Source organism: Neptuniibacter sp. QD29_5 (assembly GCF_047778125.1).
In the GTDB taxonomy this organism is placed as follows: Bacteria; Pseudomonadota; Gammaproteobacteria; order Pseudomonadales; family Balneatricaceae; genus Neptuniibacter.
The window spans coordinates 1811563-1836630 of record NZ_CP180556.1 but is presented as its reverse complement, the minus strand read 5'-3'; the positions used below and the strand labels follow the sequence as shown (position 1 = coordinate 1836630).

Genomic DNA, 25068 nt, shown 5'->3' with positions numbered 1-25068 from the left:
TACCAAGGGAGTAGTTTTTGGAACCCAAAGTACAATTCTTGCTGATTTTGCACACGCAATATCATATATGCAAACAGCTGGAGTGGGTGGCTTTGGCTTAATGTAGAGATGATCGTCAGGTATCTGAACACGCAGATATCCCTCAGTCAGTATTTCATTTAACTGGGGAAGACGAGAGTATAAAAACTAAAGTGGTGAAAAAAAGATGTCTATCAACAAGAAACTTTTGAGCATGACTACAGCTGGTATGTTAGCTGCAGTTATTTCTGGCCAAACTATGGCGCACGGTGATGTAACTCCACAGGCTATCGATGTAACAGGCCTAAAAGTTCTAGGTGAGGAGTGGGTTGATTCTAACCCTTACACTGAAGATTACGAGAACCGTGAGCTAGCAGTTAAAATCGGCGAGTCTGCTTACACTCAGAACTGTGCACGTTGTCACGGTCTTGATGCTATCTCTGGTGGTATCGCACCAGACCTACGTTACCTAGAGCCAGGTGTTGATGGTGACGAGTGGTACTCTTACCGTGTTCAAAACGGTGCAGTACGTGACGGTCGTGTGTACATGCCAAAAATGGCAGAGCACCTAAGCCAGGAAGCTCTATGGGCTATCCGTGCTTGGTTAGAAACTCGCGCTACGGATGAGTAAGTTAAGCGCTTCTAACGCTATAATTTTTACTTGCGCCAGCCTGCTTAGCAGCCTGGCGCAAGCTCGTTATTACGACGATGTAATTGATAGCGGGTATATCAGGGTTGGTTTTTATCGTGATTTCCCACCATATTCCTATATGGAAAACGGCAAGGCTGTTGGTGTGGATGTCGAAGTCGGTAAGAAAATTGCTGAAAAGTTAGGCGTTGAGTTCCGTGAACATTGGATCACGCCAGATGAGAACCTTGAAGATGATTTGCGAAATAATGTCTGGAAAGGGCATTATCTCGATAAAGATGAAGAAAATGCATTAGCACTGAAAACCATTGCTGATGTGATGATGCGTGTTCCGTACGATCGTGAATACAGCTATATGCAGGATTCAACTGGCGCCGTTATAAATGAAATGGTTGTTATGTTTGGTCCTTATCAGCGTGAGAGCTGGAAGGTTGTTTACGATAGCGAAAAGTTAGATAACGTTTCTACAGTGGCGGTATTTCAGTATCACCCTGTAGGTGTAGAGGTTGATAGCCTACCTGCGTTTTATCTTACTTCAGCTTTTGGTGGGCGAATGCGTGATAAGACTCACCATTATACTAACGCGCGTGAAGCGTTTAAAGGTATGGAGTCTGGTGAGGTTGATGCCGTTATGGCAATGCGCGCCGAAGTTGATTGGTTAGTCAGTAAGTCGGGTGACAAGAAATTTAAGCTAGGCGTGAATGGTTATCCAAATATGGGTAAGCAAAAATGGGATATAGGGATGGCCGTTAAACATACCTATAGGCAGCTTGGCTATGCTGTGGGTGATGTTGTCGAAGCTATGGTTCGTTCCGGTGAAATGGAACAAGTTTATAGCAAGTACGGTCTCAGTTATGAGATGCCTGCTTTTTACCAGGATGTAAAATAGCTTTATAAAGCAACGCTCGAAGAAATAGCATTCAAATAATAATAAGAGGATGCCATGTTGAAGCGAAATGTTGCAGCACTTTTAATAAGTGCTGCTATTCCAATTGCTGGTTATTCAGGCCAGCAAGACCCTCTAGAGTCACCTCTTTGGGATCATATGCGTGCCAAGTTTATTGGTGATCAGGAATATGTGTTTGATAGTAATGTCAAAGTTACTGTGCCTGAGTTTGCTGAAGATCCTACACAGGTTCCCATTACTGTTAATGCTGAAGCGTTAGCAGGGAAGATCGATAAGATTGTTGTTTTTGCCGATCTGAATCCAATTCAGCACATTTTCACTTATTATCCCCACAAAGAGATTGTGCCTCGTCTTTCAATGCGTATTAAAGTCCAGCAGGGTACGGCTATTAGAGCTGCTGTGCTTTCTAAGTCTGGTGTTTGGCATGTAGGTGGTGGTTACCTTGATGCTGCTGGTGGTGGGTGTACAACACCTAGCGCTGCAGCTGCTAATACCTACTGGCAGGATCATCTAGGTGAGATGAAAAGTAAGTTTTTCCCGAGAGAGCAGGGTGGTCGTTATAAACTTAAAGTTGTCCATCCAATGGATACCGGCTTAGTCAGTTCAATTCCTGAATTCTATATAGAGAATGTCGAGGTGCGTAATTCTGAAGGGTTGCCGCTTGCAAAATTAGAGTTGTCTCAACCTGTTAGTGAAAATCCAGTTTTAACTTTTGATGTCAGAGATGGTTCTCAAGGTCATCGTATCTGGATGCGCGACAATGGCGGTAATGAATTCGAAAACGCACTCTAGGAGTTGAATGATGAAGAAGTTGTTATTGGCGTTGTCTGCTGCTGCGGTTATTCATTCAGCTTCTGCTGCGCCACTATCATATGATTTAAAACCGCAAAAAATAGCTGATAACACTTGGTTGTTGAAGGGCAAGTTAGAAGACTTCTCAAAGAGCAACGGTGGTAATATTGTCAATACTGGCTTTATTGTTACTGAAGAGGGTGTTGTTGTTATCGATACTGGGCCTTCTCTTAGGTACGGTAAGGCTTTAAAAGCGGTAATTGAAAGTGTTACGGATAAGCCAGTAAAGGTCGTTTTCAATACTCATCACCATCCAGATCACTTTTTGGGAAATCAGGCTTTTGCAGGCGTAGAGATACTTTCTCTCCCTGGTACGCAGCAGGGAATTGAGCTTCATGGAAATGCTTTTGCTGAAAATATGTACCGACTTGTGGGTGATTGGATGCGTTCTACTGAAGCTGTTCCGCCAAGTAAAGTGCTTGATGTTCAGTTGATGGAACTTGGTTCGCATAGATTGCATTTGCTTCCCTTTACGGGTCATACAGGTTCAGATTTGGTTGTGCTAGATGAGAAAACTGGCGTTGTGTTTGCCTCAGATATGGTTTTCTATCAGCGAGCGTTAACCACTCCTCATACACCTGGTCTTCATCAATGGAAAAAAGAGATTCAGAAGTTAAGGGATCTTGATTATAAAATTTTGGTGCCAGGTCATGGGCCGGTTGTTAAGGATGCTAGTGCCTTAGATCAAATGCTTGCCTATCTAGATTGGTTGGATCAGGTTTTAGAGCAGGCGGCAGAAGATGGATTAAGCATGACAGAAGTAATTAAACTGCCGATCCCCAGCGATTTTGATGGTATTGCATTAAGTAAGCGGGAATTTGCCAGAACTGTTGCGCACCTTTATCCCAAATATGAAGAGCAGGCTTTTTGAGTCTGCTTCTTGTTATAAATAGAAAAACTCAAATTTAAATATTGTTCGCTTCGATTTATTTCTTTCTTTGGCGGGTTAAACGGCTATTCCTGTCTATGCTCTTGTTTGTACTATGACTAATGGGTTATTGAATGGCTGCGTAAGCTGCTGAATTTACTTAAAAATAGCAGTATTACTACCAAGGGACTAGAAAAGTACTTCTGCTGTTTAATTGTTGTATTTGCTGTAAAACAAAACAATTGCCTTCATGATTCGGGAAAATTTCCCGGCTCTCTTCTCAACGCCAAAAAAAAAATATCCGTAGAGGAAGCGTACAATGAAAAAATTCGCACTGTCTGCTCTAGTTGCAGCGATGTCTGTGGCAGGCACAGCACAGGCTGGTGTTACTGATAAAGATATCGTTAACGACCAGATGACTGTTGAAGATGTTGTAACAAATGGTATGGGCCCACGTGGTCAGCGTTACAGCCCAATGACAAAAATCAACACTAAAACTGTTAAAGACATGCGTCCAGTTTGGGCGTTCTCTTTCGGTGGTGAGAAGCAGCGTGGTCAGGAATCACAGCCTGTAGTTAAAGACGGTGTGATGTACGTTACCGCTTCTTACTCTCGTGTATTCGCTGTTGATGCAAACACTGGTGAAGAACTTTGGGAATACAATGCACGTCTTCCAGATGGTATCATGCCTTGCTGTGACGTAATCAACCGTGGTGTTGCTCTATACGACGACCTAGTAATCTTCGGTACTCTAGACGCTAAACTAGTAGCTCTAAACGCTAAGACTGGTAAGGTTGTTTGGAAGAAGAAAGTAGAAGATTACAAAGCTGGTTACTCCATTACTGCAGCTCCTCTAATTGCTAAAGGTAAAGTAATCACTGGTGTATCTGGTGGTGAATTCGGTATCGTTGGTAAAGTAGAAGCTTACGATGCTAAGACTGGTAAACTTGCTTGGACTCGTCCAACAGTTGAAGGTCACATGGGTTACATCTGGAAAGATGGCAAAAAAATGGAAAACGGTATTTCCGGTGGTGAAGCTGGCAAAACTTGGCCTGGCGACCTTTGGAAATCTGGTGGTGCTGCAACTTGGTTAGGCGGTACTTATGATCCTGATGTAGACCTACTATTCTTCGGTACTGGTAACCCAGCGCCATGGAACTCTCACCTACGTCCTGGTGACAACCTATTCTCCTCTTCTCGTGTAGCTATCGACCCAGATACTGGTAAGATCGTATGGCACTTCCAGACTACTCCACACGATGGTTGGGATTACGACGGTGTAAACGAGCTAGTATCTTTCGACTACAAAGCAAACGGTAAAACAGTTAAAGCTGCAGCTACAGCTGACCGTAACGGTTTCATGTACGTTCTTAACCGTGAGAATGGTGACTTCATCCGTGGTTTCCCATTCGTAGACAAGATCACTTGGGCTAAAGGTCTAGATCCAAAAACTGGTCGTCCAATCTATGATGATGCTAACCGTCCAGGTAACCCAGCTGACTCTAAAGATGGCAAAAAAGGTAAGTCTGTTCTAGCTATCCCATCTTTCCTAGGTGGTAAGAACTGGATGCCTGTTGCATACAGCCAAGACACAGAGTTGTTCTACGTTCCTTCTAACGAATGGGCGATGGACATCTGGAATGAGCCAACTGCATACAAAAAAGGTGCAGCTTACCTAGGTGCTGGTTTCACAATCAAGCCAATGAACGACGAGTACATCGGTGTTCTACGTGCGATGGATCCAAAAACTGGTAAAGAAGTATGGCGTCACAAGAACTACGCTCCACTATGGGGTGGTGTTCTAGCGACTAAAGGTAACCTAGTATTCTTCGGTACTCCTGAAGGTTACTTGAAAGGTCTAAACGCTAAGACTGGTAAAGTTGAATACGAATTCAACACTGGTTCTGGTATCGTAGGTTCTCCAATCACTTGGGAGCAGAATGGCGAGCAGTACCTGTCTGTAGTATCCGGTTGGGGTGGTGCAGTACCTCTATGGGGTGGTGAAGTGGCTAAACGTGTTAAGCACCTAAACCAGGGCGGCACAGTTTGGACATTCAAACTACCTAAGTAAGTTTTTAACTTACAACTGAGTGATATTTCGATATCACTCAGCCTGTCCCAGCAAAAAAAAGCCAGCATTTAGCTGGCTTTTTTTGTGCTTGAAATAAAGCGTGGCTAAATCAAATCAACGATACTGTTAAAAGCAATTACTACTCGGTCTTTCTGGCCGAAATAGGGTAGAGCTGAGTGCTTTAAATAAGAGGGGAAAATTACAATCTGACCTTCTACAGGTTGGAAGTCCCAGAAGCCTTGTTCGCTGAGATAGGCTGTACCCGCATCACCATAGTGATCGGCATTGTTGCGAGGATCGTAAAAGCGATTGATGCCGTTGCGAGTACCTAATTCACACTCACCAACATCTAAATAATAGATTCCGCACCAAGAGCAGTTTGGGTGGGAATGGATATCATGGTAACCACCATCCTTAGTGACGTGGAACCAGGATTCAATGATGGTTGCATCACCCTCGGCGCCTTCAGGCCAGTATGGCGTATTTACCTGTGTGGCTATGGCAGACAGTAGTTCTTCGAGCATGCGTCTAAGCTCAAGGATCACTGGTTCATCTGATTCCAGAAAGCAAAGCTTGCTCTCAAATAGCTGATGCTTTGCGCTTACGGCTACTTCACTGGCAACGGCTTTAGTTTGATTGTGAAGCTTTTGGTGGTTGTAGATGTAATTGAGAAGATCTTCTTTTAAGAACTCGTGATCAGGGTTTGTCGTAACAAACAGTGGAGAGGTCCAAGTGTTGATGGATTCAATTTCTGGGCTTTCTGAATACATGATCCGATTCCAAGTTAAGAGATCGGATCATTTTAATCTTGTGGTTGTTATTTAGCTATGTGAGAAGTGCGCTCATTTGTCCTGCATCAGTTGATCGTTTTTAGGATCGGGTGTGCCGACCCAGCTAACCTCTAGTTCATACGAGATGGATCGTGCTAAGCCATCTAGGTCAGGGAAAAGGGTCGCGCTACTGATATTCATTCGATAAAGCGCTTCCATCGCCTCTTTTCTGATTTCAGGGCTGAGGACAATTTTAGCGAGTAGTGGCTGATCGTATTCGTAGTTGTTTAAGAGTTCTTCCACTGAAACGTCAATTCTACCCGGGAGCATAAAAGTACCTGCCTGGGCTACGATTCTTCGATCCATCGACCATGGTTCACCTGGCCAGACAATCGGATAGTTATTTGAAAGGTAATATTTGCCAAGGCTGTCAGTAGTACGAGGGTCAATTGCATCTCGTGTGAGCTCGGGTAAGCCTGGTGGCGTTGCTTTATGCCACAGGGCAGGGGTATTTACTGCATAAACGGCAGCAGGTGTTGTGCAGGATTGTAGAGCGAAATAGCTGGCGACGTAGGGTGACTTGGTAAAGTCTAAAAGCCGAGTTGGTGCGCCGTGGTGTTGCATAAGGGCTAAGCAACGAAAATCATCTTTAAGTGCGCTGGTATCATTTAGGAAATAGTGAGCTTTACGTTTAAATACACGAATGGCCCTGCTTTCTCGTTCATGCCATTTACTTTGGGGTACAAACTGCTTGAGGCGTCTAGTGAGTGAACTTTCAAGGCTCCATTCCGCATCTCTTTGCCCGCGAAAGGCCCAGCCGCGGAGTTCTTCTGACTCAACTAAAGCAAGAAATTCTTGCCAAGTAGATACTTGGTATAACTTCGTCATCGTTCTAGCCTCGTTATTTATTCGCCTTGAAAATTCCTTATAGCATAAGACTATAGCTAATTGATGTTTATTTATATGGGGTGTGAGCCTTAAAAATAAGATGTCTATCCAAGAATTATCTTTGTTAATCAGCGGCTTAGTGCCTGATCTTATCCGTGGTCTGAGCTCAACCTCTAAAAGCCCGTAGGGGAGGGGCCTCGATAACTAGTACTAAATAATTAATTTTTCAATGCCAAGGGATGATACCTGTAATTCTTGCTGGATAGCTAATATTGTTTGGTAAAGTAAATTAACTGTCAGTAGAGACGGCAGTAAGATAAATATAAAGAGGCACTTAGAAGATGATTTACGCTAAGCCGGGTACAGAAGGTTCAGTTGTTTCCTTTAAAGAACGTTATGGCAACTTCATTAACGGTGAGTGGGTAGCTCCTGTTAAAGGTGAATACTTCACCAATAACTCGCCTGTAACTGGTGAACCAATTTGTGAAATTCCACGTTCCACTGCTGAAGATATCGAATTGGCACTGGACGCTGCTCACGCTGCACAAGAGTCATGGGGCAAAACTTCTCCAATCGAACGTCAGAACGTTCTACTGAAGTGTGCTGAGCTAATCGACGCTAACCTAGAGCGTTTGGCTGTATCTGAAACTTGGGACAACGGTAAAGCAGTTCGTGAAACTCTAGCTGCAGACGTTCCTCTAATGGCAGATCACTTCCGTTACTTCGCTGGCTGCATCCGTGCACAAGAAGGTTCTATCGGTGAGATTGACGAAACAACTGTTGCTTACCACTTCCACGAGCCACTAGGTGTTGTTGGTCAGATCATCCCTTGGAACTTCCCGCTACTAATGGCTGCATGGAAAATTGCTCCAGCACTAGCAGCAGGTAACTCTATCGTACTGAAGCCAGCTGAAGCGACTCCAGTATCTATCCTTATTCTTCTTGAGTGCATCCAGGAAGCTCTACCAGCAGGCGTACTGAACGTTGTAAACGGTTTCGGTGGCGAAGCAGGTCAGGCTCTAGCATCTAGCACACGTATCGCTAAGATCGCATTCACTGGTTCTACTCCAGTTGGTTCTCACATCATGAAATGTGCTGCAGAGAACATCATCCCATCTACTACAGAGCTAGGTGGTAAGTCTCCAAACATCTACTTCAACGACGTTATGGCTCAGGACGATGAGTTCGTAAGCAAAGCAGTTGAAGGTGCGGTACTAGCGTTCTTCAACCAGGGTGAAGTATGTACTTGTCCTTCTCGTCTTCTAGTTCAAGAAGATATTGCTGATGAGTTCCTAGCTAAAGTTGTTGAGCGTATGGGTCAGATCAAACGTGGTAACCCACTAGATACTGAAACAATGGTTGGTGCTCAGGCTTCTCAAGAGCAGTTCGACAAGATCCTAGGTTACATCGACATCGGTCGTGACGAAGGTGCTGAAGTACTTGCGGGCGGCGGTATCGAGAAACTAGACGGTGATTTCGGTAGCGGTTACTACATCAAGCCAACTCTTCTAAAAGGTACAAACGACATGCGCGTTTTCCAAGAAGAGATCTTCGGTCCAGTAGTTTCTGTAACTACATTTAAAGACGAAGCAGAAGCACTAGCTATCGCGAACGACACTGAGTTCGGTCTAGGTGCAGGCGTATGGTCACGTGACACTAACGTTGCTTACCGCATGGGTCGTGGCATCGAAGCTGGCCGTGTATGGATGAACTGCTACCACCTATACCCAGCACACGCTGCGTTCGGCGGTTACAAGAAGTCTGGTGTAGGTCGTGAGACTCACAAGATGATTCTTGAGCACTACCAGCAAACTAAGAACATGTTGGTTAGCTACAGCGAAAGTCCTCTAGGCTTCTTCTAAGCGGAAGTCCACGAGAGCTGGCATCTGAACATTGCTAGCTCTCAAGTAAGCTATTTCAAGTAGCTTCTTGCGTTTATTGCGGCCCCTCTGAGGGCCGCTTTTTTATGTCCTGATCCTGCCTAGACTGAGAGTATTAGTGCAATTGGTACTTTAGGTCTGTCTCTTTTCCCGAAATCCCTGATATTAATTTTTAGATGTTAAGCTGGTTTATCACTCTGATTTAAAGTGAGGTTTTCGTGCGTAATACTTTATCTATCCTTATTTTAAGTTTGGTCTCTGTGAGTGCTTTTGCCTCTGTAAAAGACTATCAAGTAAAGCGGCTCATAATGATGAAGTCTGATTGTGTCGAACAGAGCTTAGCGCGCAATGAAACTGAAAGCGGTGGTCTCATATTTGTTGCGCAATGCAAAAACCTTAGTCATTACCCTGATGGTGTAAAAGTTCTGTGTGACGATCCAGAGGATGAACGGAGCTGTAAGCTTCAAACTAAAGCTAAGTCTTATGATCATCTTCGCTTACTGCAATCGAATTAGGATTTCTTATTATGTTCGTTAAGAACCGTTCTATATTAGCTCTTATATCCATTGGGTTTCTGGCAGCATCTTTGCCTGTATCTGCTGATGTTAATGCGGCGTTTGAGCAATGCAGAGCTATAGTGCAGCCTGAAAGGCGTTTGGAGTGTTACGACAATTTAGATTTGAAGGCCTTGAGTGCGAGTAAGCCTAATTTTGCAGGTAAGCGTACAGCTAAAACGGAGATGTTTAAGGTCTCTGAGCCTACCCAATTAAGGTTTCAGAGTGATGGTGCCATCTTTGTATTAGCGTTACACGATAGAGAAGATAATATCGTTCAAAACCTCCATATAGGTGGAGGTGGTGAAGATACTTATTTGATCGAAGAGGCTGGCGATTATTATCTGCGTGTTAATGGATCTACTACATGGCGTATTTGGTTAGAACAGCCATAATTTCCGTTTAGTAACCTACAAGCCTTTACTATTGCCACCAATACGATAGATGAGCAGGTCTTCATCGTCTAGTACCTTGAAGGCTGCTGTCGTTGCTGCATTATTGGGTAACTGATATTCATGATTAGAAAGCTTTTCGGCTTTATAAAGCTGTTCTGGTGGGTTGAGCATCAGTTCGACAAATTGTTCTGTTGACCATGTATACGTTTTGACGGGCAGGCCGTATGCTTTGGCGACTGTTAGCTCGTCTGAAGAACTGCCAATTAGATCAAGGTAATAACATTCTGTAACATGGCACATCAGCCCCATTTTCGTATCTACTAAGTAGCTATCTGCGGGTAAGGTTCTAGGGATGCTATAGCAACCGCCTAATGCGATTAAACAAAGGCCCGTGATTATCTTTTTCATTAGCCTGTCTCTTATTGAGTTTATCGTTACTATCTACTTTACGTATTGCTGAAGGGTTTGGGCCCTTTCGGTATATATAAGTTTGGATAAATTATAGATCGTGTAGTATTTGTAGATGTTAGACACGTATTGCACAGTTTCTCGGCCAATAATCCTTCCTGCAGCAATTTCTACATTGCCAAACCACACATTTGGATCTAATCCCATTTTAGTCGATAGTTTTTGCATTTTGCGTAGATTGCCGGGGCCGGCGTTGTATGCGGCTAAGCTTAAGAGAAAGCGATTAATAGGCGTAATCTCTTCAGACGGTAGATAGTGGCGAGATAGGAAGTCCATATACTTTGCACCCGCATGTATATTGTTATCTACCTTGTGTATCTCATTGATATTCACATTTGGATCGGCTGCAGTTGAAGGTAGTAACTGCATTACTCCGATTGCACCTTTGTGGCTTTTTGTGTCCTGTTTGAGTTGAGATTCCTGGTAAGCCTGTGCCGCTAATGCAAGAGGGTCTAATTGGTACTTTTCTGCATATTTTTGAAAGTAAGGTAGCAAACGTATTAATCGGTCGCGTTCCAAATCTAATAGGGGATTTGTTATTCGCTTAGTTGAGCCTAGATATCTTTTTATTAAGATATTGCCGAGAAGTGACCCTTTCTTAACATTTGAATGGATGAATTCATTCAGGCTTTTCTGAAGAAGCGGCGTCTGTTTTCTAACTCCCCAGCCTAGACTGTTCTTTTTGCTTAAGCTAATTTGTTCAGCAATCTCTAAATTGGTTAGTGCTTTAAGCCAGAGTCTGGCTTTGTAATCATCAATGATGGTGTAGTTATAAATGCCTGCATTTACGATTTCTAAAATATCCTCACTAAGTAAGGTGCTATCAGCCTCAATTATATGAATAGCATTTTCTTTAAATACTGCTTGTTTATTTAATCGATGAAGATGCTCTGCGTAACTGCTCCCTTTTAGAACGAGAACAGTCTTTCCTGCAAGCTTGTCTAATGACTCAATTTTTGCTGTGTTTTTGTGCCTGACAATAACTTCGGATACTTCTGAATACTTACTCTTGGTGAAATCTATCAGTTTTTTTCTTTCGTCAGTCGATGTCAGTAGCGCTGCGCTGATGTCGCCTTTGCCTGCGACAAGAGAGGGAATAAGTTGATCGAAGGTAACCGGAGTATAGACAATCTTTGTTTTGTCTGTCTCTTTCTTTATTCCTTTATTTAAATGCTTTTCGTAGTTTTGTAGCAGTTCGGCTTGTAGCCCTTTGATCTTGCCGTTATGAATGAAAAAGTCGGTTTTACTATATGTGACTAATGCTCTGATTAGCTTTCGCTCTTTCATCTCATCAAGATCGCCCCAGAAAGGCTCTAGCTTGTCAGTAGAAAGGATGCCTTCGGGAATCAGCTCTGTTGATGGTTGTGCTTCATGGGGAGTAGTAGAATTTGCTGGATGAGCTTTTGTTGTGGTTTGATTTGCGGGAAGGCTTTCATTTTCGGAGCTGTCACAACCAGTCAATAGGTATGAGTATGTGAGCAGGGAGATGAAGAGAAGTATTTGTTTGATCAATGCTTTTACCTCACAAGTCAATTACCTTGCCGGGGTTCATAATGTTGTTTGGATCTAAAGCCCGCTTAATAATCTTCATGCAGTTTATGGAGGTTTCATGTTCATCCAGCAGGTATTGTTTTTTGCCAAAGCCGATTCCGTGTTCACCTGTACAAGTGCCACCTAGAGCTAAGGCGTTGCTTACGATCTTTTCTGCTAGTGCTTTAGCTGCTTGATGTTGGTTATGATTTTCTGGATCGAAAACAATTAGGACGTGGTAGTTACCGTCACCAACATGGCCAACGATCGGGCAGGGTAAGTTGCTTAACTTGGCATCTGCTTCGGCTTGTAAGATGCTTCTAGCTAGGGCTGAAACTGGTACGCATACATCGGTTGTAAGTACTTTTCCGTTAGGAATAATCTGATGAGCCGCATTATAAGCGTTGTGTCGTGCTTGCCAGAGACGGTTTCGATCTTCGGTATTTTCAGTCCAAATAAATTCACTACCGCCGAATTCATTGCAGATATCTTTTAGGAGTGCGATATCTTCTTCGATCTTCGTGGCAGAGCCATGAAACTCAATAAATAGGGTCGGTGCTGCAGTCAATTCGTGTAACTGAGAAAATGCAATGCAAGCTTCCATTTGAGCTTTGTTCAGCAGTTCTATTCGGGCTAGGGGAATAGACAGCTGCATGGCATTGATAACTGTATCAGTTGCATCAGCCACGGTTTTAAAGCTGCATATAGCTGAGCGAATGACTTCGGGAATAGGGTGAAGGCGTAGTTGAATCTCTGTGATAACGCCTAATGTACCTTCAGAGCCAACCATTAACTGTGTTAAGTTGTAACCAGCTGAGCTTTTTCGGCTACGCGTACCTGTCTTAATGATTTCGCCTTCAGGTGTAACCACAGTTAAACCTATAACGGCATCTAGCATGGTGCCATAACGTACGGCATTTGTACCTGAGGCTTGTGTTGCAGCCATACCGCCAAGACTCGCATTAGCACCTGGGTCAACTGGGAAAAATAATCCGTCATAGCGTAAGGCTAGATTGAGCGCTTCCCTAGTTACACCGGCTTGAACGCGACAATCCATATCCGCGGCATTGATTTCTATTACCTGATCCATTTCTGACAGATCGATTGATATGCCACCGTTTACGGCAAGTAGATGCCCTTCGACAGAAGAGCCAACGCCAAAAGGAATGACGGGAATCTTATATTGGTTGCAGAGTTTTACGACTTGAGCGACTTCTTCGTTACTGAAAGGGTAGACAACCGCATCGGGCGCGATACAACCATAGCTATCTTCGCCTTGACCATGCTGCTCACATACAGGTTTCGATAGGTCGATGCGATCACTAAATGTAGTGGCTAATTCAGTGATAACTTTCTTGAGATCAGCTTGAGAATAATGTTTATGCGCACGCATAGGTCATCAGCTCGTTTTTTATTGTTGTTACTACATTAAAGCAATAATTTATTAATAAGAACAAGCTATTAGGATGATAAGTATCTAGGTAAATACAGCAGATACAGAGAGTGGGCTTTCCTTTGCCCGGCAGCTCGTGTCCGTGAACGTTGCCTATTATTGAGTGTGATTGTTAAATTACTGTGACAAGGTCAGTTTTTTTAACTCTTCAATAATCAGCGCTCGGATATAGGCAGTAAATTGTTCAGGTCGCTGAGTATGGTCAAGAAGGTCTATAAGACTGGTTGCGACCTCAGGTTTAAAGCGGCGATCATTTCCAGCCAGTTGGTAAAAGCGATTAACCCAATGTGTTCCATTTTCGGCATCAACATCTACCATCAGCATCGCTTGGGCAAGCACTCCTTGTTTTACATTTTTGTTGTTAGGCGGTGACAACATAATTTTTTGTGCTGTGCCAGTAATTTTCAGGCCGTCGACATTTAGATTGTAACGGCCATCGCAATAAGAGCCTTCGGTGCTGCCGTAATCTGCCTTGAGTCCGATATTTGATAGTGCGCGTTTAATGGGTTCGCACAAGGCGATATAAACCATATCTAAATCAAAAGCCTGATCCGTTCGCTGCGGAAATATAACGGCTAGATTAAGAATGCCTTGTTGCAGAGGAACTGCAGTACCACCACTGTCACGGACGATAACGGGCCATTGTTCTTGTTCGAGTTGTTGGCAGGCTTGTTCAAAGTTTGGGAATCGAGTTTCCTTCCTAGTGGCAACTAGGCATTGGGTTGTTTCCCAAATGCGTGCGGTTGCTCCCCGTTTAGTTTGTGCGACCTCTTTTAATAAGGCGAAATCCTGTTCAAGAGCTTGTATAGGGTTGCAGCAGATTGGCTCATCGATAATTCGCCATCTTTTTTGTTGGGTGAAAATATCTGTAAAACTGGTTTCAGACATTAAAGCTCCGAATAAACAATTAGGGGTTGTTCATGCATTCGATGATGCTATGATCGCCCTCAAATTTATAGCACGCTGAATAATCTAAATGAACAAAACAATTCCTGCAGCCAACGTAGATAACTTGAGCACTTGGGTAAAGTATAAGAGTAGTCACTGCGATTCTTGCAGAGGCACTTGCTGTAGCTTACCTGTAGAAGTTCGCTTTAGTGATTTAGTAAGAATGGGTGTAGTGGATGAATTTGAGGCAGGTGAGCCTGCGAAGCGTTTAGCTAAGCGTTTGATGAAAGAGGGTGTTGTAGGGCACTTTAATCATAAATCAGAAATTTACACACTATCGCGCTATGCTAATGATGATTGTATCTATCTAGATCAAAAAACAAGATTGTGTACTATCTATCTGCAACGCCCTGATACTTGTAGAAACCACCCTAAGGTTGGTCCTAAGCCGGGTTTCTGTGCTTATCAGCCAAAATAGAGCAGAGTATGAATCGACCTATCCTGTATTCATTTCGTCGTTGCCCCTATGCAATTAGAGGGCGGTTGGCTATTGCTCAGTCAGGTATCGAGGTAGAGCTCAGAGAGATTGTGCTAAGAGACAAACCAGAGCATATGCTTGAAATCTCACCTAAGGGAACTGTTCCTGTTCTATTGCTTCCTGATGGTACTGCCATAGATGAAAGTTTGGATATTATGCACTGGGCATTGGATCAGAATGATTCAGAGGCTTGGCTTGATGCAGATAGTAATCAGATTGATCAGTTGATCAAAGAAAATGATCATAATTTCAAGAGCTGGTTAGATAAGTATAAATACTCTGATCGTCATCCAGAGCACTCACAGTCCTATTACCGTAATAAATGTGAGCTATGGTTGGTGCAACTTGAAAAGCTGTTACAGCAGCATGGGGGATCTCTGCTGGAGAATGGTAAATCTTTAGCCGATTATGCGCTTTTACCGTTTATCAGACAGTTTGCACATGTGGATCTTGTTTGGTTTAACTCGACAGATTATCCCTATCTGCAACAATGGTTAGAAGAGTTTAAAGAATCAGATCTATTTCTTCGTGTAATGAAGAAATATAAACCTTGGAAAGAATCACAAGAATTGATCGTATTTCCAGAATAGATACCTTACGAGATGGACAAGGATGCTATGACCCTAAGTTATAAGTTAAAAAACAAATTAAAGCCTGCAAATGCTGCTGAGAGTGAGCAAAATCTTGGTGAAGCGGCAGCGACATTATGTGATCCTGACAATAAAGCATGGTGCGATGCGTGTAAGGAGTTATTATTGCCAGAATCGTTGGTTGAGGGCGAGTGTGCTTTTCGGAAGCCAAATCCGAAAAATTGAACGCTATTAATTTTGATCAAATAAAAGGGGAGCCAAATGGCTCCCCTTGTCGTTATTACTGTTTCTCTTTAATGAGTTGTTTTAGCTCTTCGATCTGTTTAGATAGGTCTTCGATGGTTAAGTCGCCATCTGCCAGCGCTTTTTCTTTGGCTTCTTCGGCATGCTCATTTTCCATCACATTTACAACGATACCGATCACCATGTTCAGGAATGCAAATGTGGTTAGAAAGATGAAAGTGAGATAGAAAATCCAACTGAATGAATAGACTGACATGGTTTCATACATAACATCCGTCCAATCTTCGAATGTCATAACCCTAAAAAGCGTGAGCATTGAAATTGAGATATCTCCCCAAAGCGTTGGGTTGATATGAGCAAAGAATGAAGCGCCGATTGCTGCATAAATATAGAAGATGATGAACATCAGCAGGATAACATAGCCAAGTTGCGGTAATGCCTTAATCAGTGAGTTAAGCAGTAAGCGCAATTCAGGCACCATAGATACCATTCGTAATACACGGAAGATGCGGATCAATCGGCCAATCAGTGCCATTTCACTGTCTTGGATAGGAATCAAGCTGACTACGACGATGATCGTGTCAAAGACGTTCCAAGGGTTCTTAAAGAAGTTCTTTTTATCCGGTTCACCAATAAAGCGTACCGTTATCTCAACTAGGAAGAATAGTGTGATACCTATATCGAGCCAGCTAATAAGCGTTAATACATGATCGGGAATATCGTAGGTCTTTGCGCCAATAACCAAGGCAGAAAAGATAATGACTGCAACAACAAAGAATTCAAAAATCCGATTGTTGCGGAGTTTAAAGAATTTGTCCTGAAGGGTTAGCGTGCTCATGGTGACCAAAACTCGAGTAAATAATTCAGCGTGAACTTTACTGTTGTTTGGCCAGGTTGGATAGATCTTTTAGTGAAAAAATACGTCGTTCTTTAGCGAGTCTTTAGCTGATGCTATCCGCTTTATTTGAATCAGGCGGTGGGATGATAAAAACAGTCCTGAAGGAGCGTTTTTAACTCAATTACCAAGTGAAATGCTTGCGCAAATTTTCAGTAGTACACCTTAATAAAGGAGTTAGGTGATTAGAAAGGTTGAGTAAGGATTATGGTCATTAAGATGGATTATGCTTTTGAACGTTTTTTCTGAAATGGCCGGCATGATGTTGATTGTTAAAATTATTTCTTTAAGTACAGAGATGGAAATATCAGAACCGTCAGATCTTCTTATGTATGCAGCATCAGTGGCTTTACTCGGTTTAGCATTGTTCTTAACTAATGCCAAAATGAAAGAGAAGCAAGCTAAGTAGAACTAATTCACCAAGGCTAGGAGTTGTCCTAGCCTTGAGTACTTTCTGCTGTTTTAGGCATCAGTGCATCCTGCTTTTTTCGTCGTTGAACGAGTACACCTTCGACACTAAAGATCGCTAAAGCTATCCAGATCATCACAAATGTAATGAGTCGATTCTGATTCATGGGTTCGTTGTAATAAAACACCGCAATAAGAAAAGCGATGCTTGGGCCTATGTATTGGAGTAGGCCAACCATAGTAAGACTTAATCTTCTAGCACCAGCGGCAAATGCTATCAAAGGTAGGCTTGTAACCAGACCTGCAGCCAGCAACAACACTTGTACCTCTGTAGAACCATTTAGTAGTACAAAATTACTTTGTGAACTAAGCCAAATCATATAAACCAAGGCCATTGGAAATAGCCATAAAGTCTCAACTAATAGGCCTGTAATTGAGTCTATCGGGATCTTCTTTCTTAAGACGCTATAGATAGAAAAGCTGGTGGCTAGCGTCAGTGCTACCCAAGGTAGTTCACCAATTGAAATGATTTGGTAAAGCACTGCAACAGCGGCAATGGCAACAGCGATTAATTGTAAGAAACGCAGCCTTTCCGAAAATATAAAGAATCCAAAAACTATATTTATCAATGGGTTAATAAAATAACCTAGGGTTGTTTCTACAATTCTTTGTTCGGAAACCGCCCATATGAATACTAGCCAATTAATAGAAATGACTAAAGCGGATAGGCCGAGGCTGAGCAAAATTTTAGGGGAGTTTCTAAGCGTAGTAAGCTCACTGAGCTTACCTTTAAGTAATAGGAAAAGCCCCAGAAAAACCACAGACCAAACAACTCGATGTGCTAAGACTTCGAATGCAGGTACATCATCGACCGCCTTAAAATAAACCGGTACAAGCCCCCACATAACAAATGCGGCGACGGCATAATAAATACCTTTTTGGTGCTCATTGGCACTCAGATTTTGCATATCAAATTACTGTCTTAGGCTTTGGTTGTTATGGAGTGATACGTCTCTAAATAGAAAACGTTGCTGAAAACTATCACTAGTTAAGGAAACTAATCGGGTTAACAAGCTGATGAGTAGAATACTAAAAATTAGCCGAGCCCACAGAATTCCAGAAAGGTCAGCCCCCATCGTCATGATGAGTAAGGTGTCTTCGATTAGGCTGTGGCACAGACTAAGTAAGCAAAGCGCTGAAAAGCAGTCTTTAGGGCTAACATTGCCACTTTCTGCTTCACGGATAAGCAAACCACCGCCAAACGACAAACCTAGAGTCACACCGACGATCGCCAGAGATGTGGCTTTCTTGCTGATGCCCATAAACCTTAAAAAAGGTTGTAGCAACCAAATCATAAGTCGTTCTATGTGCAACCAACGAAGTAGCTTTAGAAGTGTGAGTAGTACTGTGACTATCACCACGATCATGGCAAGGCTTTGTAGTTGGGTTAGTACCCAGTTAGTCAGGCTTGGGTCGGTAGCTTCAGGTTGCCACAACAGCTCGACAGGTGCGTTAAGCCAGTCTCCGGCAGAATAGGTCAGATTAAGTAAAGCACCTAAAACAAGTGCGCCAACAAAGCGTAAAAGAAAGGCAAATATAAGGCGCATACCCGCTTTCTGAGTGATTCGTAATTCTAGCGGTAGGCCATGAGCGACAAGCAGCATAGTGCCGAGAACTGTAACTTGGGCAACACTGAGATTCTCTTGAGGCGCTGTTTGAAAGAAAATCACTAAGCCGGCGTAGATATTGGTGAGCATGGTGGTTGCCCAAACGATGCCCATGGACTCGGGTAAGCCTACAAATAGCATTAACGGTTCTAACACAGCGCTAATGTAAGGAATTGCGCCAATCTCTTCTAGGATCTTTACAGCAATGATGATAGGTATGGTTAGCTTGAATAGTAGTAAGCAGACGGCATAGATCTCACAGCCTAGATCGGGCAGTGTTTTGGTTAAAAGATCATGTGTACTAGCTGGCTTAATCATCATCGCAAAGCTTAAGTGGATTGAATTAGCTATTTTAATTAAGCTTGTGAAAATAAAATTAGAAAAACTATCCTGTTAGTTAATATAAATTTTGTTTTTACGGTTATTTTCTAATTTAATTCAAAAAAATAGTTAATGAGTGGAATCTAATGGATGTTCAATTAGATCGTATCGATCGTCATATCCTTAAATGTCTACAGGTGGATAATCGCATCAGTAACCAAGCTTTAGCCGAGGAGGTAGGCTTATCACCACCTGCGTGCTTGCGACGGGTTAAACAGTTACGTGAGCAGGGCATCATTATGGCCGATGTGGCCATAGTGAACCCGAGGGCTTTAGGTAAGGTACTAAATATCATCGTAGAGGTTGAGATGATCCGAGACTCTATTGATGTTCATGACATGTTTATGCGCAAAATGCAGGACGCCACAGAAGTTACCCAATGCTATCAGGTGACGGGTGATATCGATTTTGTATTGGTCATTATGGTTCCTGATATGGAAGCATACGAGGCGTTTGCTCGTCGTGATTTAGCCAGCGATCCGAATCTTAGAAAATTCCGTTCGTTAATCTCATTGCGTAGAAACAAGTTCACGACAGAAGTAGATGTAGATCATCTTTAAGTTCTTACAGAAGAGGGTATTGAGCGAGAGGTGTTAAACAAAAAAGCCGGCTTAGGTAAGCCGGCAAAAGAAGCACGTTTGTCAGGGTATGTACAAACGTTATGGTGAAGATAGTGATGTGCCTTTTATTGAGATCTATATCATCGAATAAAAGGCACCGGGTAAGAGATATTAAGCAAACAGATATTAGCTATCTTGTTTGGCTTTAACCTCTTCGTACCATAGGTCGTGATGTTGTTTAGCCCAGGTTTCGTCTACGTAACCTGTCTTCATTCCTTCTAGTGCACCTTCAGTACCTACAGTACCGATATAGATATGACCAAAAGAACCAACAATCAGAATCAAAGAACCAGCAGCATGTAGTAAGTTGGCAATCTGCATAGTTTCACGAACTTGACCGAAGTTTTGGAAATCCAAAACCAAGCCACTACCGCAAACAACGATACCAACGATTGTTAGAAGCCAGAACCAAACTTTTTCACCGCCATTCATGTATCCAGCACTAGGGTGAGCTTTGCCGATAATGCCGCCACCTTTTAGGAACCAGATTAGGTCTGTACGGTTGAAGAAGTTATGTTTGATCCAGCGAACAATCATAAACAATAGGCCGATTACAAAGATCGGACCTAGGTAGTTATGCGCTAGCTTGCAAAGCATAATGTAGCTTGCCCACAACGAATCACCCATTGCTGCTCTTAAGAAGAACTTCCCGTAAAGGATGCTCAAACCAGAGATTGCTAAGATGATAAACAGGATAGCCACAGTCCAATGGTTTGCTCGATCTAGACGTTTCCACCGCTCAATAAGCTGACCAGAACGCGGGTGATCAAGTTTTTTCTGACCAACGATTAGGTAGAAAATTGCTAGGACAGCGAGCGTGCCGCCAATAGCATAAGCACCTGCAGGTGTAACCCATTGGTTACGCCAGTGGCGCCATTCTTCGCCTTTCACATTGATCAATTGACCTGCTTCTCGAGCTTGAACTTGAGTGCGACCTTCTTCAGCTTCCTTCACAACCTGCCAATAGTCAGCGCCAGCAAAGCCAGCAACTTTGGCATCTGAAGGTACTGCTTGAGCAAAACCTGAAAAAAGCAGCGCAATCAGCAAAACAATTCGAGATGGCAATATAAAGCGGAGCATAATGTCCCCTCTAGTCAATGTGCCGGGAGCAAGCTCCCGGCAACCTGTTGGGTTTATCAGACTTTCTGAGTTGCGTCGTAAGACAGATCTTCTTCTGTCATTGACCAAGCACCGTCGTTATGACCACGGTAGATCACACGCTCACGGAAGATGTCAGAAACGTCGTTGGCATCACCAGCAAGTAGGGCTTTTGTAGAACACATCTCTGCACATAGTGGCAGTTTACCCTCAGCAATACGGTTAGCACCGTACTTAGCTTTCTCTTCAGGGCTGTTGTCCTCTTCTGGGCCGCCTGCACAGAATGTACATTTGTCCATCTTGCCACGCTCACCGAAAGCAGCGTCGCTAGGGAACTGTGGTGCACCAAATGGGCAAGCGTATAAGCAGTAACCACAACCAATACATAGGTCTTTGTTATGCAATACGATGCCGTCGTCTGTCTGATAGAAACAGTCAGTAGGGCAGACCGCCATACATGGAGCATCAGAACAATGCATACATGCTACGGAGATCGAAGTTTCACCCGGCTCGCCATCGTTGATTGTTACAACGCGGCGACGGTTGATACCCCATTCCACTTCGTTTGCGTTTTTACATGCTGTAACACAGCCGTTGCATTCGATACAACGCTTGGAGTCACAGAGGAATTTCATTCTAGCCATTGTCTGTTACTCCTTACGCAGTAGCTTTCTGAACGCGACACAAGGTAACCTTAGTTTCCTGCATCTGTGTAACTGGGTCATAACCGTAAGTAGTGGCAGTGTTAGCTGCTTCACCAGTTACGTATGGTGCTGCACCTTCTGGGTACTTATCAGTTAGATCTTTACCCTGGAATTTACCACCGAAGTGGAACGGCATGAATGCAACGCCTTGTTCTACACGGCGCGTAACAAGTGCTTTAACAAGTACTTTACCGCCTTCAGCACCTTCTACCCATACGTCTTCGCCATCTTTAAAGCCAAGAGTATTTGCATCAGCAGGGTGTACTTCAACGAACATGTCTTGTTGTAGCTCAGCAAGCCATGGGTTAGAACGAGTCTCTTCACCACCACCTTCGTACTCAACCAGACGACCGGAAGTAAGAATGATTGGGTACTCTTTAGAAAGATCTTTGTCCTGAATAGACTTGTACATAGTCGGTAGACGGTACATTGACTCAGAATCATCCCAAGTTGGGTACTTGCTTACTAGATCACGACGATTCGTGTATAGCGGTTCACGGTGTAGAGGTACTTTGTCAGGGAATGTCCAAACAACAGCACGTGCTTTCGCGTTACCGAATGGAGAGCAGCCGTGAGCGATAGCAACACGCTGGATACCACCAGAAAGGTCGGTTTTCCAGTTTTTGCCTTCAGCCAGTTTCTTCTCTTCGGCAGTAAGGTCGTCCCACCAGCCAAGCTTCTTAAGAAGTTTGTCAGTGAATTCTGGGTAACCATCTTTAATGTCAGAACCTTTACCGAAAGAGCCTTCAGCTAGTAGGTTAACGCCGTCACGTTCAACACCGAAGCGTGCACGGAAGGTCAAACCACCTTCAGCTACAGATTTGCTTGTATCGTAAAGGATTGGTGTGCCTGGGTGACCCTGCTCAGCAGTACCCCAGCATGGCCATGGCATACCATAGTATTCGCCATTAGCTGGACCGCCTTCACCTGCAAGCGTGTCGTAGTTAAACGTGTGCCAGTTTTTCTGGTGTAGTTTAAGACGCTCAGGGCTTTGGCCTGTGTAACCGATAGTCCACATGCCTTTGTTAAATTCACGCGTGATGTCTTCAACTACAGGCTGGCCGTTTTGGATAGCGATGTTTTTGAACAGTTGCTTCTCGAAACCGAACTTCTTAGCGAACAAGTACATGATTTCGTGGTCAGGCTTAGATTCGAATAAAGGCTCGATAACCTGGTCACGCCACTGTAGAGAACGGTTAGAAGCTGTAACAGAACCGTAAGTCTCGAACTGAGTACATGCTGGGATTAGGTAAACGCCGTCTTTACGATCGGACATTACCGCAGCATGAGTTGGGTACGGATCAACGATTACTAGTGTATCTAGTTTTTCGATCGCTTTTTTCATTTCTGGACCACGAGTCTGGGAGTTCACAGCGTGACCCCAAGCAACCATAACGCGAACGTTATCGTTCTGATCCATCAAGTTTTTGTCTTCTAGAACACCGTCAATCCAACGAGAAACTGGAATACCTTTGTTGTTAATAGGCTTCAGTTTACGATGAACTTTCTGGTCGAAGCGGCTTTGCATCCACTCGAAATCTACGTCCCATACTTTTGACCAGTGCTTCCAAGCACCGTCAGAAAGACCGTAGTAACCAGGTAGGGTGTGAGATAGTACGCCAAGGTCAGTAGCACCCTGTACGTTATCATGGCCACGGAAGATGTTAGTACCGCCACCGGATGTACCCATGTTACCTAGGGCAAGCATTAAGATGCAGTAAGCACGAGTATTGTTATTACCCGTAGTATGCTGAGTACCACCCATACACCAGATAACGGTACCTGGACGGTTTTCAGCTAGCTCTTTAGCAGCGCGGCGCATTTGTGCTTCTTTAACACCAGTAACACTTTCAACTTCTTCTGGTGTCCAGTTTTTCACTTCTGCACGAACTTCGTCCATGCCGTATACGCGCTGTTGGATAAACTGCTTGTCTTCCCAGCCGTTTTCAAAGATGTGCCACAGTAGACCCCAGATGAACGCTACGTCAGAGCCTGGGCGAATGCGGATGTATTCGTTCGCATGAGCTGCTGTACGAGTGAAACGAGGGTCAACACAGATGATGTGCGCCTTGTTACGCTCTTTGGCACGGAAAATGTGCTGTAGAGAAACAGGGTGTGCTTCAGCTGGGTTAGAACCAATTAGCAAAATAGATTTTGCGAAGTGGATATCGTTGAATGAGTTTGTCATCGCACCGTAACCCCAAGTGTTTGCTACACCGGCTACAGTTGTTGAGTGACAGATACGCGCTTGGTGGTCTACGTTGTTAGTACCCCAGAACGCTGCGTATTTACGGAATAGGTAAGCTTGTTCGTTGCTGAATTTAGCAGAACCCAACCAGTAAACTGAATCTGGGCCAGATTCTTTACGAACCTGTAGCATTTTGTCACCAACTTCGTTGATAGCGTCTTCCCAGGACAGTTTCTTCCATTTGCCATCAACAAGCTTCATTGGGTATTTCAAACGACGGTCACCGTGACCGTGTTCACGTAGCGCAGCACCTTTAGCACAGTGCGCACCTGCGTTGAATGGGTGGTCGAATGCTGGCTCTTGACCAGTCCAAACACCGTTTTGTACTTCAGCGTAAACACCGCAACCTACAGAGCAGTGTGAACAGATAGTACGTTTTACTTCTGTAGGTGCGCCTGGAGCTACAGTTGCAGCTTCAGCTTGCTTCATCATGCCTGGTGCCATGATACCTGCAGTCGCAACACCACCTGCTGCTACACCTGAGTTCTTCAGGAAGCGACGGCGGCTCAAACCTAGACCGGTTGCCTTCGACGGAGCCGCAGGCTGATCGGATTTTTTCGTTAGTCTCATTTCCTCACCTCTTGCGGCTATCAGTTACGACAAGTTTCGTAAAAGCTACGAACGTGCTCAGTTTCTTTGTAACCGGAACCTTCCTGTTTCTCACCTGATTCAGCAGTAGTAACTTTTGCTTGCGCTGTGCCTGCTACGGCAACTGCACCAGCGGCAGTACCCGCTAATCCAAGTTTCTTCAAGAAGCCGCGGCGGCCTGTGTTAGGCTTTTCTTGCTGGCTCATTTTGTTTCTCCGCATCAACGTCGACAGATTTTGTCTGTCTTTGCCCTGTTTTTATTGTTTTCCGCCCTCACGTGCGGCAGGGGACAACTGCAGGTACCAGTTATCTTCCTGTTGCATAAACGCATGACCTAACAAGCCAACCGCAGTATAAAAAACGGCAGTTTTTGCGCTCTGCAAATCTGTAAAAAACTTTTCTGCCCAGGTTTGGATATGTTTCTGCCAAAACTGGTGTTGTACTTCATAACCACGACCCGTACGGATCAGCATGCTCATTACTTCGCATAGCGCCGCAATGTGGTCTTCTGGTTCTTTTACGTTTTCTTGGCGTTCAAAACCAAGAATTTCGAGATCTTCACGTAGGAAGGCAAGTGGCTTTTCCATTAGGGAGCCGGTTAAGTACCAGCACGCAAATGGCATTAACTCACCACGTCCTACACCGATGAAAAGTTGGGTGTATTCATCTTCTAATTGAGATGGCTCAGAGTGCTTTGCAGCAAGAGCAAGAGTGCTCCATGCACGAGCCATTGGTGTGTCTTCATCTTGATCTGATTCAAGCTCTTTTAACCAAGCAAGTAGGTCAGCTTCAGGCTGTTTGCGTAGCATTGTTGCTAGTAGTGCGTAAATGTCTGCGCGAAGCTCATCTGTTTCTTGTAGAGCAGGGGCTGCATTGATCATGTTAGTCATATCCTGC

The 25068-nt window shown here is 43.8% G+C and carries 27 protein-coding genes; 13 read left to right on the top strand and 14 right to left on the bottom strand.

What is annotated here, in order from left to right:
- Positions 1-205 precede the first annotated feature (205 nt).
- The 5 genes from pedF (at position 206) to ACMXYR_RS08555 (ending at position 5365) form a co-directional block, all read left to right on the top strand.
- A complete protein-coding gene (gene pedF, locus ACMXYR_RS08575; RefSeq protein WP_415888261.1) occupies positions 206-649 on the top strand; it encodes a cytochrome c-550 PedF in 444 nt (147 codons plus the stop codon).
- The gene (locus tag ACMXYR_RS08570) at positions 642-1556 is read left to right on the top strand and encodes a substrate-binding periplasmic protein (protein WP_415901225.1); all 915 of its coding nucleotides are present in this window, start codon (positions 642-644) and stop codon (positions 1554-1556) included. The genes pedF and ACMXYR_RS08570 overlap by 8 nt, the downstream gene beginning before the upstream one ends.
- Positions 1557-1610: 54 nt before the next feature.
- Positions 1611-2366, top strand: a complete 756-nt coding sequence (locus ACMXYR_RS08565) for a quinoprotein dehydrogenase-associated SoxYZ-like carrier (RefSeq protein ID WP_415901224.1) — start codon at positions 1611-1613, stop codon at positions 2364-2366.
- 7 nt (positions 2367-2373) lie between these two features.
- Positions 2374-3297 (top strand): quinoprotein relay system zinc metallohydrolase 1, encoded by a 924-nt coding sequence (locus tag ACMXYR_RS08560; RefSeq protein WP_415901223.1) that lies wholly within the window; start codon positions 2374-2376, stop codon positions 3295-3297.
- A gap of 316 nt (positions 3298-3613) precedes the next feature.
- On the top strand, positions 3614-5365 hold the full coding sequence (locus ACMXYR_RS08555) for a PQQ-dependent methanol/ethanol family dehydrogenase (protein WP_415901222.1): 1752 nt from the start codon (positions 3614-3616) through the stop codon (positions 5363-5365).
- 104 nt (positions 5366-5469) lie between these two features.
- On the opposite strand, the gene ACMXYR_RS08550 is transcribed toward ACMXYR_RS08555, so the two are convergent.
- A complete protein-coding gene (locus ACMXYR_RS08550; RefSeq protein WP_415901221.1) occupies positions 5470-6135 on the bottom strand; it encodes a putative 2OG-Fe(II) oxygenase in 666 nt (221 codons plus the stop codon).
- Positions 6136-6207: 72 nt separating this feature from the next.
- Positions 6208-7023 carry an FRG domain-containing protein gene (locus ACMXYR_RS08545; RefSeq protein ID WP_415881356.1) on the bottom strand — a complete coding sequence of 272 codons (816 nt, stop codon included), beginning with the start codon at positions 7021-7023 and terminating at the stop codon, positions 6208-6210.
- A 341-nt stretch (positions 7024-7364) separates the two neighbouring features.
- Between ACMXYR_RS08545 and ACMXYR_RS08540 the strand changes: the two genes are divergently transcribed.
- From ACMXYR_RS08540 to ACMXYR_RS08530, 3 genes are all read left to right on the top strand, one after another.
- On the top strand, positions 7365-8885 hold the full coding sequence (locus ACMXYR_RS08540; protein ID WP_415894302.1) for an aldehyde dehydrogenase family protein: 1521 nt from the start codon (positions 7365-7367) through the stop codon (positions 8883-8885).
- Positions 8886-9211: 326 nt separating this feature from the next.
- Positions 9212-9418, top strand: a complete 207-nt coding sequence (locus ACMXYR_RS08535) for a hypothetical protein (protein WP_415901220.1) — start codon at positions 9212-9214, stop codon at positions 9416-9418.
- Positions 9419-9429: 11 nt separating this feature from the next.
- Entirely contained in the window at positions 9430-9852 is a 423-nt protein-coding gene (locus ACMXYR_RS08530) for a hypothetical protein (RefSeq protein ID WP_415901219.1), read from the top strand.
- A 15-nt stretch (positions 9853-9867) separates the two neighbouring features.
- Here ACMXYR_RS08530 and ACMXYR_RS08525 read toward each other — a convergent pair whose 3' ends face one another.
- The 4 genes from ACMXYR_RS08525 to ACMXYR_RS08510 form a co-directional block, all read right to left on the bottom strand.
- Positions 9868-10260 carry a hypothetical protein gene (locus tag ACMXYR_RS08525; RefSeq protein ID WP_415901218.1) on the bottom strand — a complete coding sequence of 131 codons (393 nt, stop codon included), beginning with the start codon at positions 10258-10260 and terminating at the stop codon, positions 9868-9870.
- 33 nt (positions 10261-10293) lie between these two features.
- Positions 10294-11832: a transglycosylase SLT domain-containing protein gene (locus tag ACMXYR_RS08520; RefSeq protein ID WP_415901217.1), complete on the bottom strand. Its 1539-nt coding sequence runs from the start codon at positions 11830-11832 to the stop codon at positions 10294-10296.
- 10 nt (positions 11833-11842) lie between these two features.
- Entirely contained in the window at positions 11843-13243 is a 1401-nt protein-coding gene (locus ACMXYR_RS08515) for an FAD-binding oxidoreductase (RefSeq protein ID WP_415901216.1), read from the bottom strand.
- Between the two features lie 177 nt (positions 13244-13420).
- Positions 13421-14191: a biotin/lipoate A/B protein ligase family protein gene (locus ACMXYR_RS08510; RefSeq protein WP_415901215.1), complete on the bottom strand. Its 771-nt coding sequence runs from the start codon at positions 14189-14191 to the stop codon at positions 13421-13423.
- A gap of 88 nt (positions 14192-14279) precedes the next feature.
- Here ACMXYR_RS08510 and ACMXYR_RS08505 point away from each other — a divergent pair, with 88 nt between their 5' ends.
- Genes ACMXYR_RS08505 through ACMXYR_RS08495 form a run of 3 tightly spaced genes read left to right on the top strand, consistent with a single transcriptional unit; the run spans position 14280 to position 15544 of the window.
- On the top strand, positions 14280-14669 hold the full coding sequence (locus ACMXYR_RS08505) for a YkgJ family cysteine cluster protein (protein WP_415881348.1): 390 nt from the start codon (positions 14280-14282) through the stop codon (positions 14667-14669).
- 8 nt (positions 14670-14677) lie between these two features.
- A complete protein-coding gene (locus tag ACMXYR_RS08500) occupies positions 14678-15319 on the top strand; it encodes a glutathione S-transferase (RefSeq protein WP_415901214.1) in 642 nt (213 codons plus the stop codon).
- Between the two features lie 12 nt (positions 15320-15331).
- Positions 15332-15544, top strand: a complete 213-nt coding sequence (locus ACMXYR_RS08495; RefSeq protein WP_415901213.1) for a hypothetical protein — start codon at positions 15332-15334, stop codon at positions 15542-15544.
- Between the two features lie 55 nt (positions 15545-15599).
- Here the strand turns inward: ACMXYR_RS08495 and ACMXYR_RS08490 are convergent, their stop codons facing one another.
- Positions 15600-16400 (bottom strand): ion transporter, encoded by an 801-nt coding sequence (locus ACMXYR_RS08490; RefSeq protein WP_415901212.1) that lies wholly within the window; start codon positions 16398-16400, stop codon positions 15600-15602.
- A gap of 283 nt (positions 16401-16683) precedes the next feature.
- On the opposite strand from ACMXYR_RS08490, the gene ACMXYR_RS08485 reads away from it, so the two are divergent.
- Positions 16684-16866, top strand: a complete 183-nt coding sequence (locus ACMXYR_RS08485) for a hypothetical protein (RefSeq protein ID WP_415901211.1) — start codon at positions 16684-16686, stop codon at positions 16864-16866.
- 28 nt (positions 16867-16894) lie between these two features.
- On the opposite strand, the gene rarD is transcribed toward ACMXYR_RS08485, so the two are convergent.
- Both rarD and ACMXYR_RS08475 read right to left on the bottom strand, forming a co-directional pair.
- Positions 16895-17833, bottom strand: a complete 939-nt coding sequence (gene rarD / locus ACMXYR_RS08480) for an EamA family transporter RarD (RefSeq protein ID WP_415901210.1) — start codon at positions 17831-17833, stop codon at positions 16895-16897.
- A 6-nt stretch (positions 17834-17839) separates the two neighbouring features.
- Positions 17840-18853: a hypothetical protein gene (locus tag ACMXYR_RS08475; RefSeq protein ID WP_415901209.1), complete on the bottom strand. Its 1014-nt coding sequence runs from the start codon at positions 18851-18853 to the stop codon at positions 17840-17842.
- A 146-nt stretch (positions 18854-18999) separates the two neighbouring features.
- Here ACMXYR_RS08475 and ACMXYR_RS08470 point away from each other — a divergent pair, with 146 nt between their 5' ends.
- On the top strand, positions 19000-19473 hold the full coding sequence (locus ACMXYR_RS08470; protein WP_415881341.1) for an Lrp/AsnC family transcriptional regulator: 474 nt from the start codon (positions 19000-19002) through the stop codon (positions 19471-19473).
- 186 nt (positions 19474-19659) lie between these two features.
- Here the strand turns inward: ACMXYR_RS08470 and ACMXYR_RS08465 are convergent, their stop codons facing one another.
- From ACMXYR_RS08465 to ACMXYR_RS08445, 5 genes are read right to left on the bottom strand one after another with little or no spacing between them, the layout of a single operon-like run.
- Complete coding sequence (locus ACMXYR_RS08465; RefSeq protein WP_415898324.1) at positions 19660-20613, bottom strand: formate dehydrogenase subunit gamma; 954 nt, start codon at positions 20611-20613, stop codon at positions 19660-19662.
- A 56-nt stretch (positions 20614-20669) separates the two neighbouring features.
- Entirely contained in the window at positions 20670-21275 is a 606-nt protein-coding gene (gene fdh3B, locus ACMXYR_RS08460; protein ID WP_415881339.1) for a formate dehydrogenase FDH3 subunit beta, read from the bottom strand.
- A gap of 13 nt (positions 21276-21288) precedes the next feature.
- Positions 21289-24153 carry a molybdopterin-dependent oxidoreductase gene (locus ACMXYR_RS08455; RefSeq protein ID WP_415888004.1) on the bottom strand — a complete coding sequence of 955 codons (2865 nt, stop codon included), beginning with the start codon at positions 24151-24153 and terminating at the stop codon, positions 21289-21291.
- Between the two features lie 20 nt (positions 24154-24173).
- Entirely contained in the window at positions 24174-24377 is a 204-nt protein-coding gene (locus ACMXYR_RS08450) for a twin-arginine translocation pathway signal (protein ID WP_415901208.1), read from the bottom strand.
- A gap of 51 nt (positions 24378-24428) precedes the next feature.
- Entirely contained in the window at positions 24429-25061 is a 633-nt protein-coding gene (locus ACMXYR_RS08445; protein WP_415881336.1) for a TorD/DmsD family molecular chaperone, read from the bottom strand.
- Positions 25062-25068 lie beyond the last annotated feature (7 nt).

Coding starts and splice junctions, on each gene's coding strand:
- ACMXYR_RS08550 (WP_415901221.1), bottom strand. CDS start 6,135: ATGTATTCAGAAAGCCCAGAAATTGAATCCATCAACACTTGGACCTCT.
- rarD (WP_415901210.1), bottom strand. CDS start 17,833: ATGCAAAATCTGAGTGCCAATGAGCACCAAAAAGGTATTTATTATGCC.
- ACMXYR_RS08450 (WP_415901208.1), bottom strand. CDS start 24,377: ATGAGCCAGCAAGAAAAGCCTAACACAGGCCGCCGCGGCTTCTTGAAG.
- ACMXYR_RS08560 (WP_415901223.1), top strand. CDS start 2,374: ATGATGAAGAAGTTGTTATTGGCGTTGTCTGCTGCTGCGGTTATTCAT.
- ACMXYR_RS08530 (WP_415901219.1), top strand. CDS start 9,430: ATGTTCGTTAAGAACCGTTCTATATTAGCTCTTATATCCATTGGGTTT.
- fdh3B (WP_415881339.1), bottom strand. CDS start 21,275: ATGGCTAGAATGAAATTCCTCTGTGACTCCAAGCGTTGTATCGAATGC.
- ACMXYR_RS08545 (WP_415881356.1), bottom strand. CDS start 7,023: ATGACGAAGTTATACCAAGTATCTACTTGGCAAGAATTTCTTGCTTTA.
- ACMXYR_RS08510 (WP_415901215.1), bottom strand. CDS start 14,191: ATGTCTGAAACCAGTTTTACAGATATTTTCACCCAACAAAAAAGATGG.
- ACMXYR_RS08565 (WP_415901224.1), top strand. CDS start 1,611: ATGTTGAAGCGAAATGTTGCAGCACTTTTAATAAGTGCTGCTATTCCA.
- ACMXYR_RS08555 (WP_415901222.1), top strand. CDS start 3,614: ATGAAAAAATTCGCACTGTCTGCTCTAGTTGCAGCGATGTCTGTGGCA.
- ACMXYR_RS08475 (WP_415901209.1), bottom strand. CDS start 18,853: ATGATGATTAAGCCAGCTAGTACACATGATCTTTTAACCAAAACACTG.
- ACMXYR_RS08445 (WP_415881336.1), bottom strand. CDS start 25,061: ATGACTAACATGATCAATGCAGCCCCTGCTCTACAAGAAACAGATGAG.
- ACMXYR_RS08465 (WP_415898324.1), bottom strand. CDS start 20,613: ATGCTCCGCTTTATATTGCCATCTCGAATTGTTTTGCTGATTGCGCTG.
- ACMXYR_RS08515 (WP_415901216.1), bottom strand. CDS start 13,243: ATGCGTGCGCATAAACATTATTCTCAAGCTGATCTCAAGAAAGTTATC.
- ACMXYR_RS08495 (WP_415901213.1), top strand. CDS start 15,332: ATGGACAAGGATGCTATGACCCTAAGTTATAAGTTAAAAAACAAATTA.
- ACMXYR_RS08500 (WP_415901214.1), top strand. CDS start 14,678: ATGAATCGACCTATCCTGTATTCATTTCGTCGTTGCCCCTATGCAATT.
- ACMXYR_RS08455 (WP_415888004.1), bottom strand. CDS start 24,153: ATGAGACTAACGAAAAAATCCGATCAGCCTGCGGCTCCGTCGAAGGCA.
- ACMXYR_RS08470 (WP_415881341.1), top strand. CDS start 19,000: ATGGATGTTCAATTAGATCGTATCGATCGTCATATCCTTAAATGTCTA.
- ACMXYR_RS08540 (WP_415894302.1), top strand. CDS start 7,365: ATGATTTACGCTAAGCCGGGTACAGAAGGTTCAGTTGTTTCCTTTAAA.
- ACMXYR_RS08535 (WP_415901220.1), top strand. CDS start 9,212: ATGATGAAGTCTGATTGTGTCGAACAGAGCTTAGCGCGCAATGAAACT.
- ACMXYR_RS08490 (WP_415901212.1), bottom strand. CDS start 16,400: ATGAGCACGCTAACCCTTCAGGACAAATTCTTTAAACTCCGCAACAAT.
- ACMXYR_RS08485 (WP_415901211.1), top strand. CDS start 16,684: ATGCTTTTGAACGTTTTTTCTGAAATGGCCGGCATGATGTTGATTGTT.
- ACMXYR_RS08505 (WP_415881348.1), top strand. CDS start 14,280: ATGAACAAAACAATTCCTGCAGCCAACGTAGATAACTTGAGCACTTGG.
- ACMXYR_RS08525 (WP_415901218.1), bottom strand. CDS start 10,260: ATGAAAAAGATAATCACGGGCCTTTGTTTAATCGCATTAGGCGGTTGC.
- ACMXYR_RS08570 (WP_415901225.1), top strand. CDS start 642: ATGAGTAAGTTAAGCGCTTCTAACGCTATAATTTTTACTTGCGCCAGC.
- pedF (WP_415888261.1), top strand. CDS start 206: ATGTCTATCAACAAGAAACTTTTGAGCATGACTACAGCTGGTATGTTA.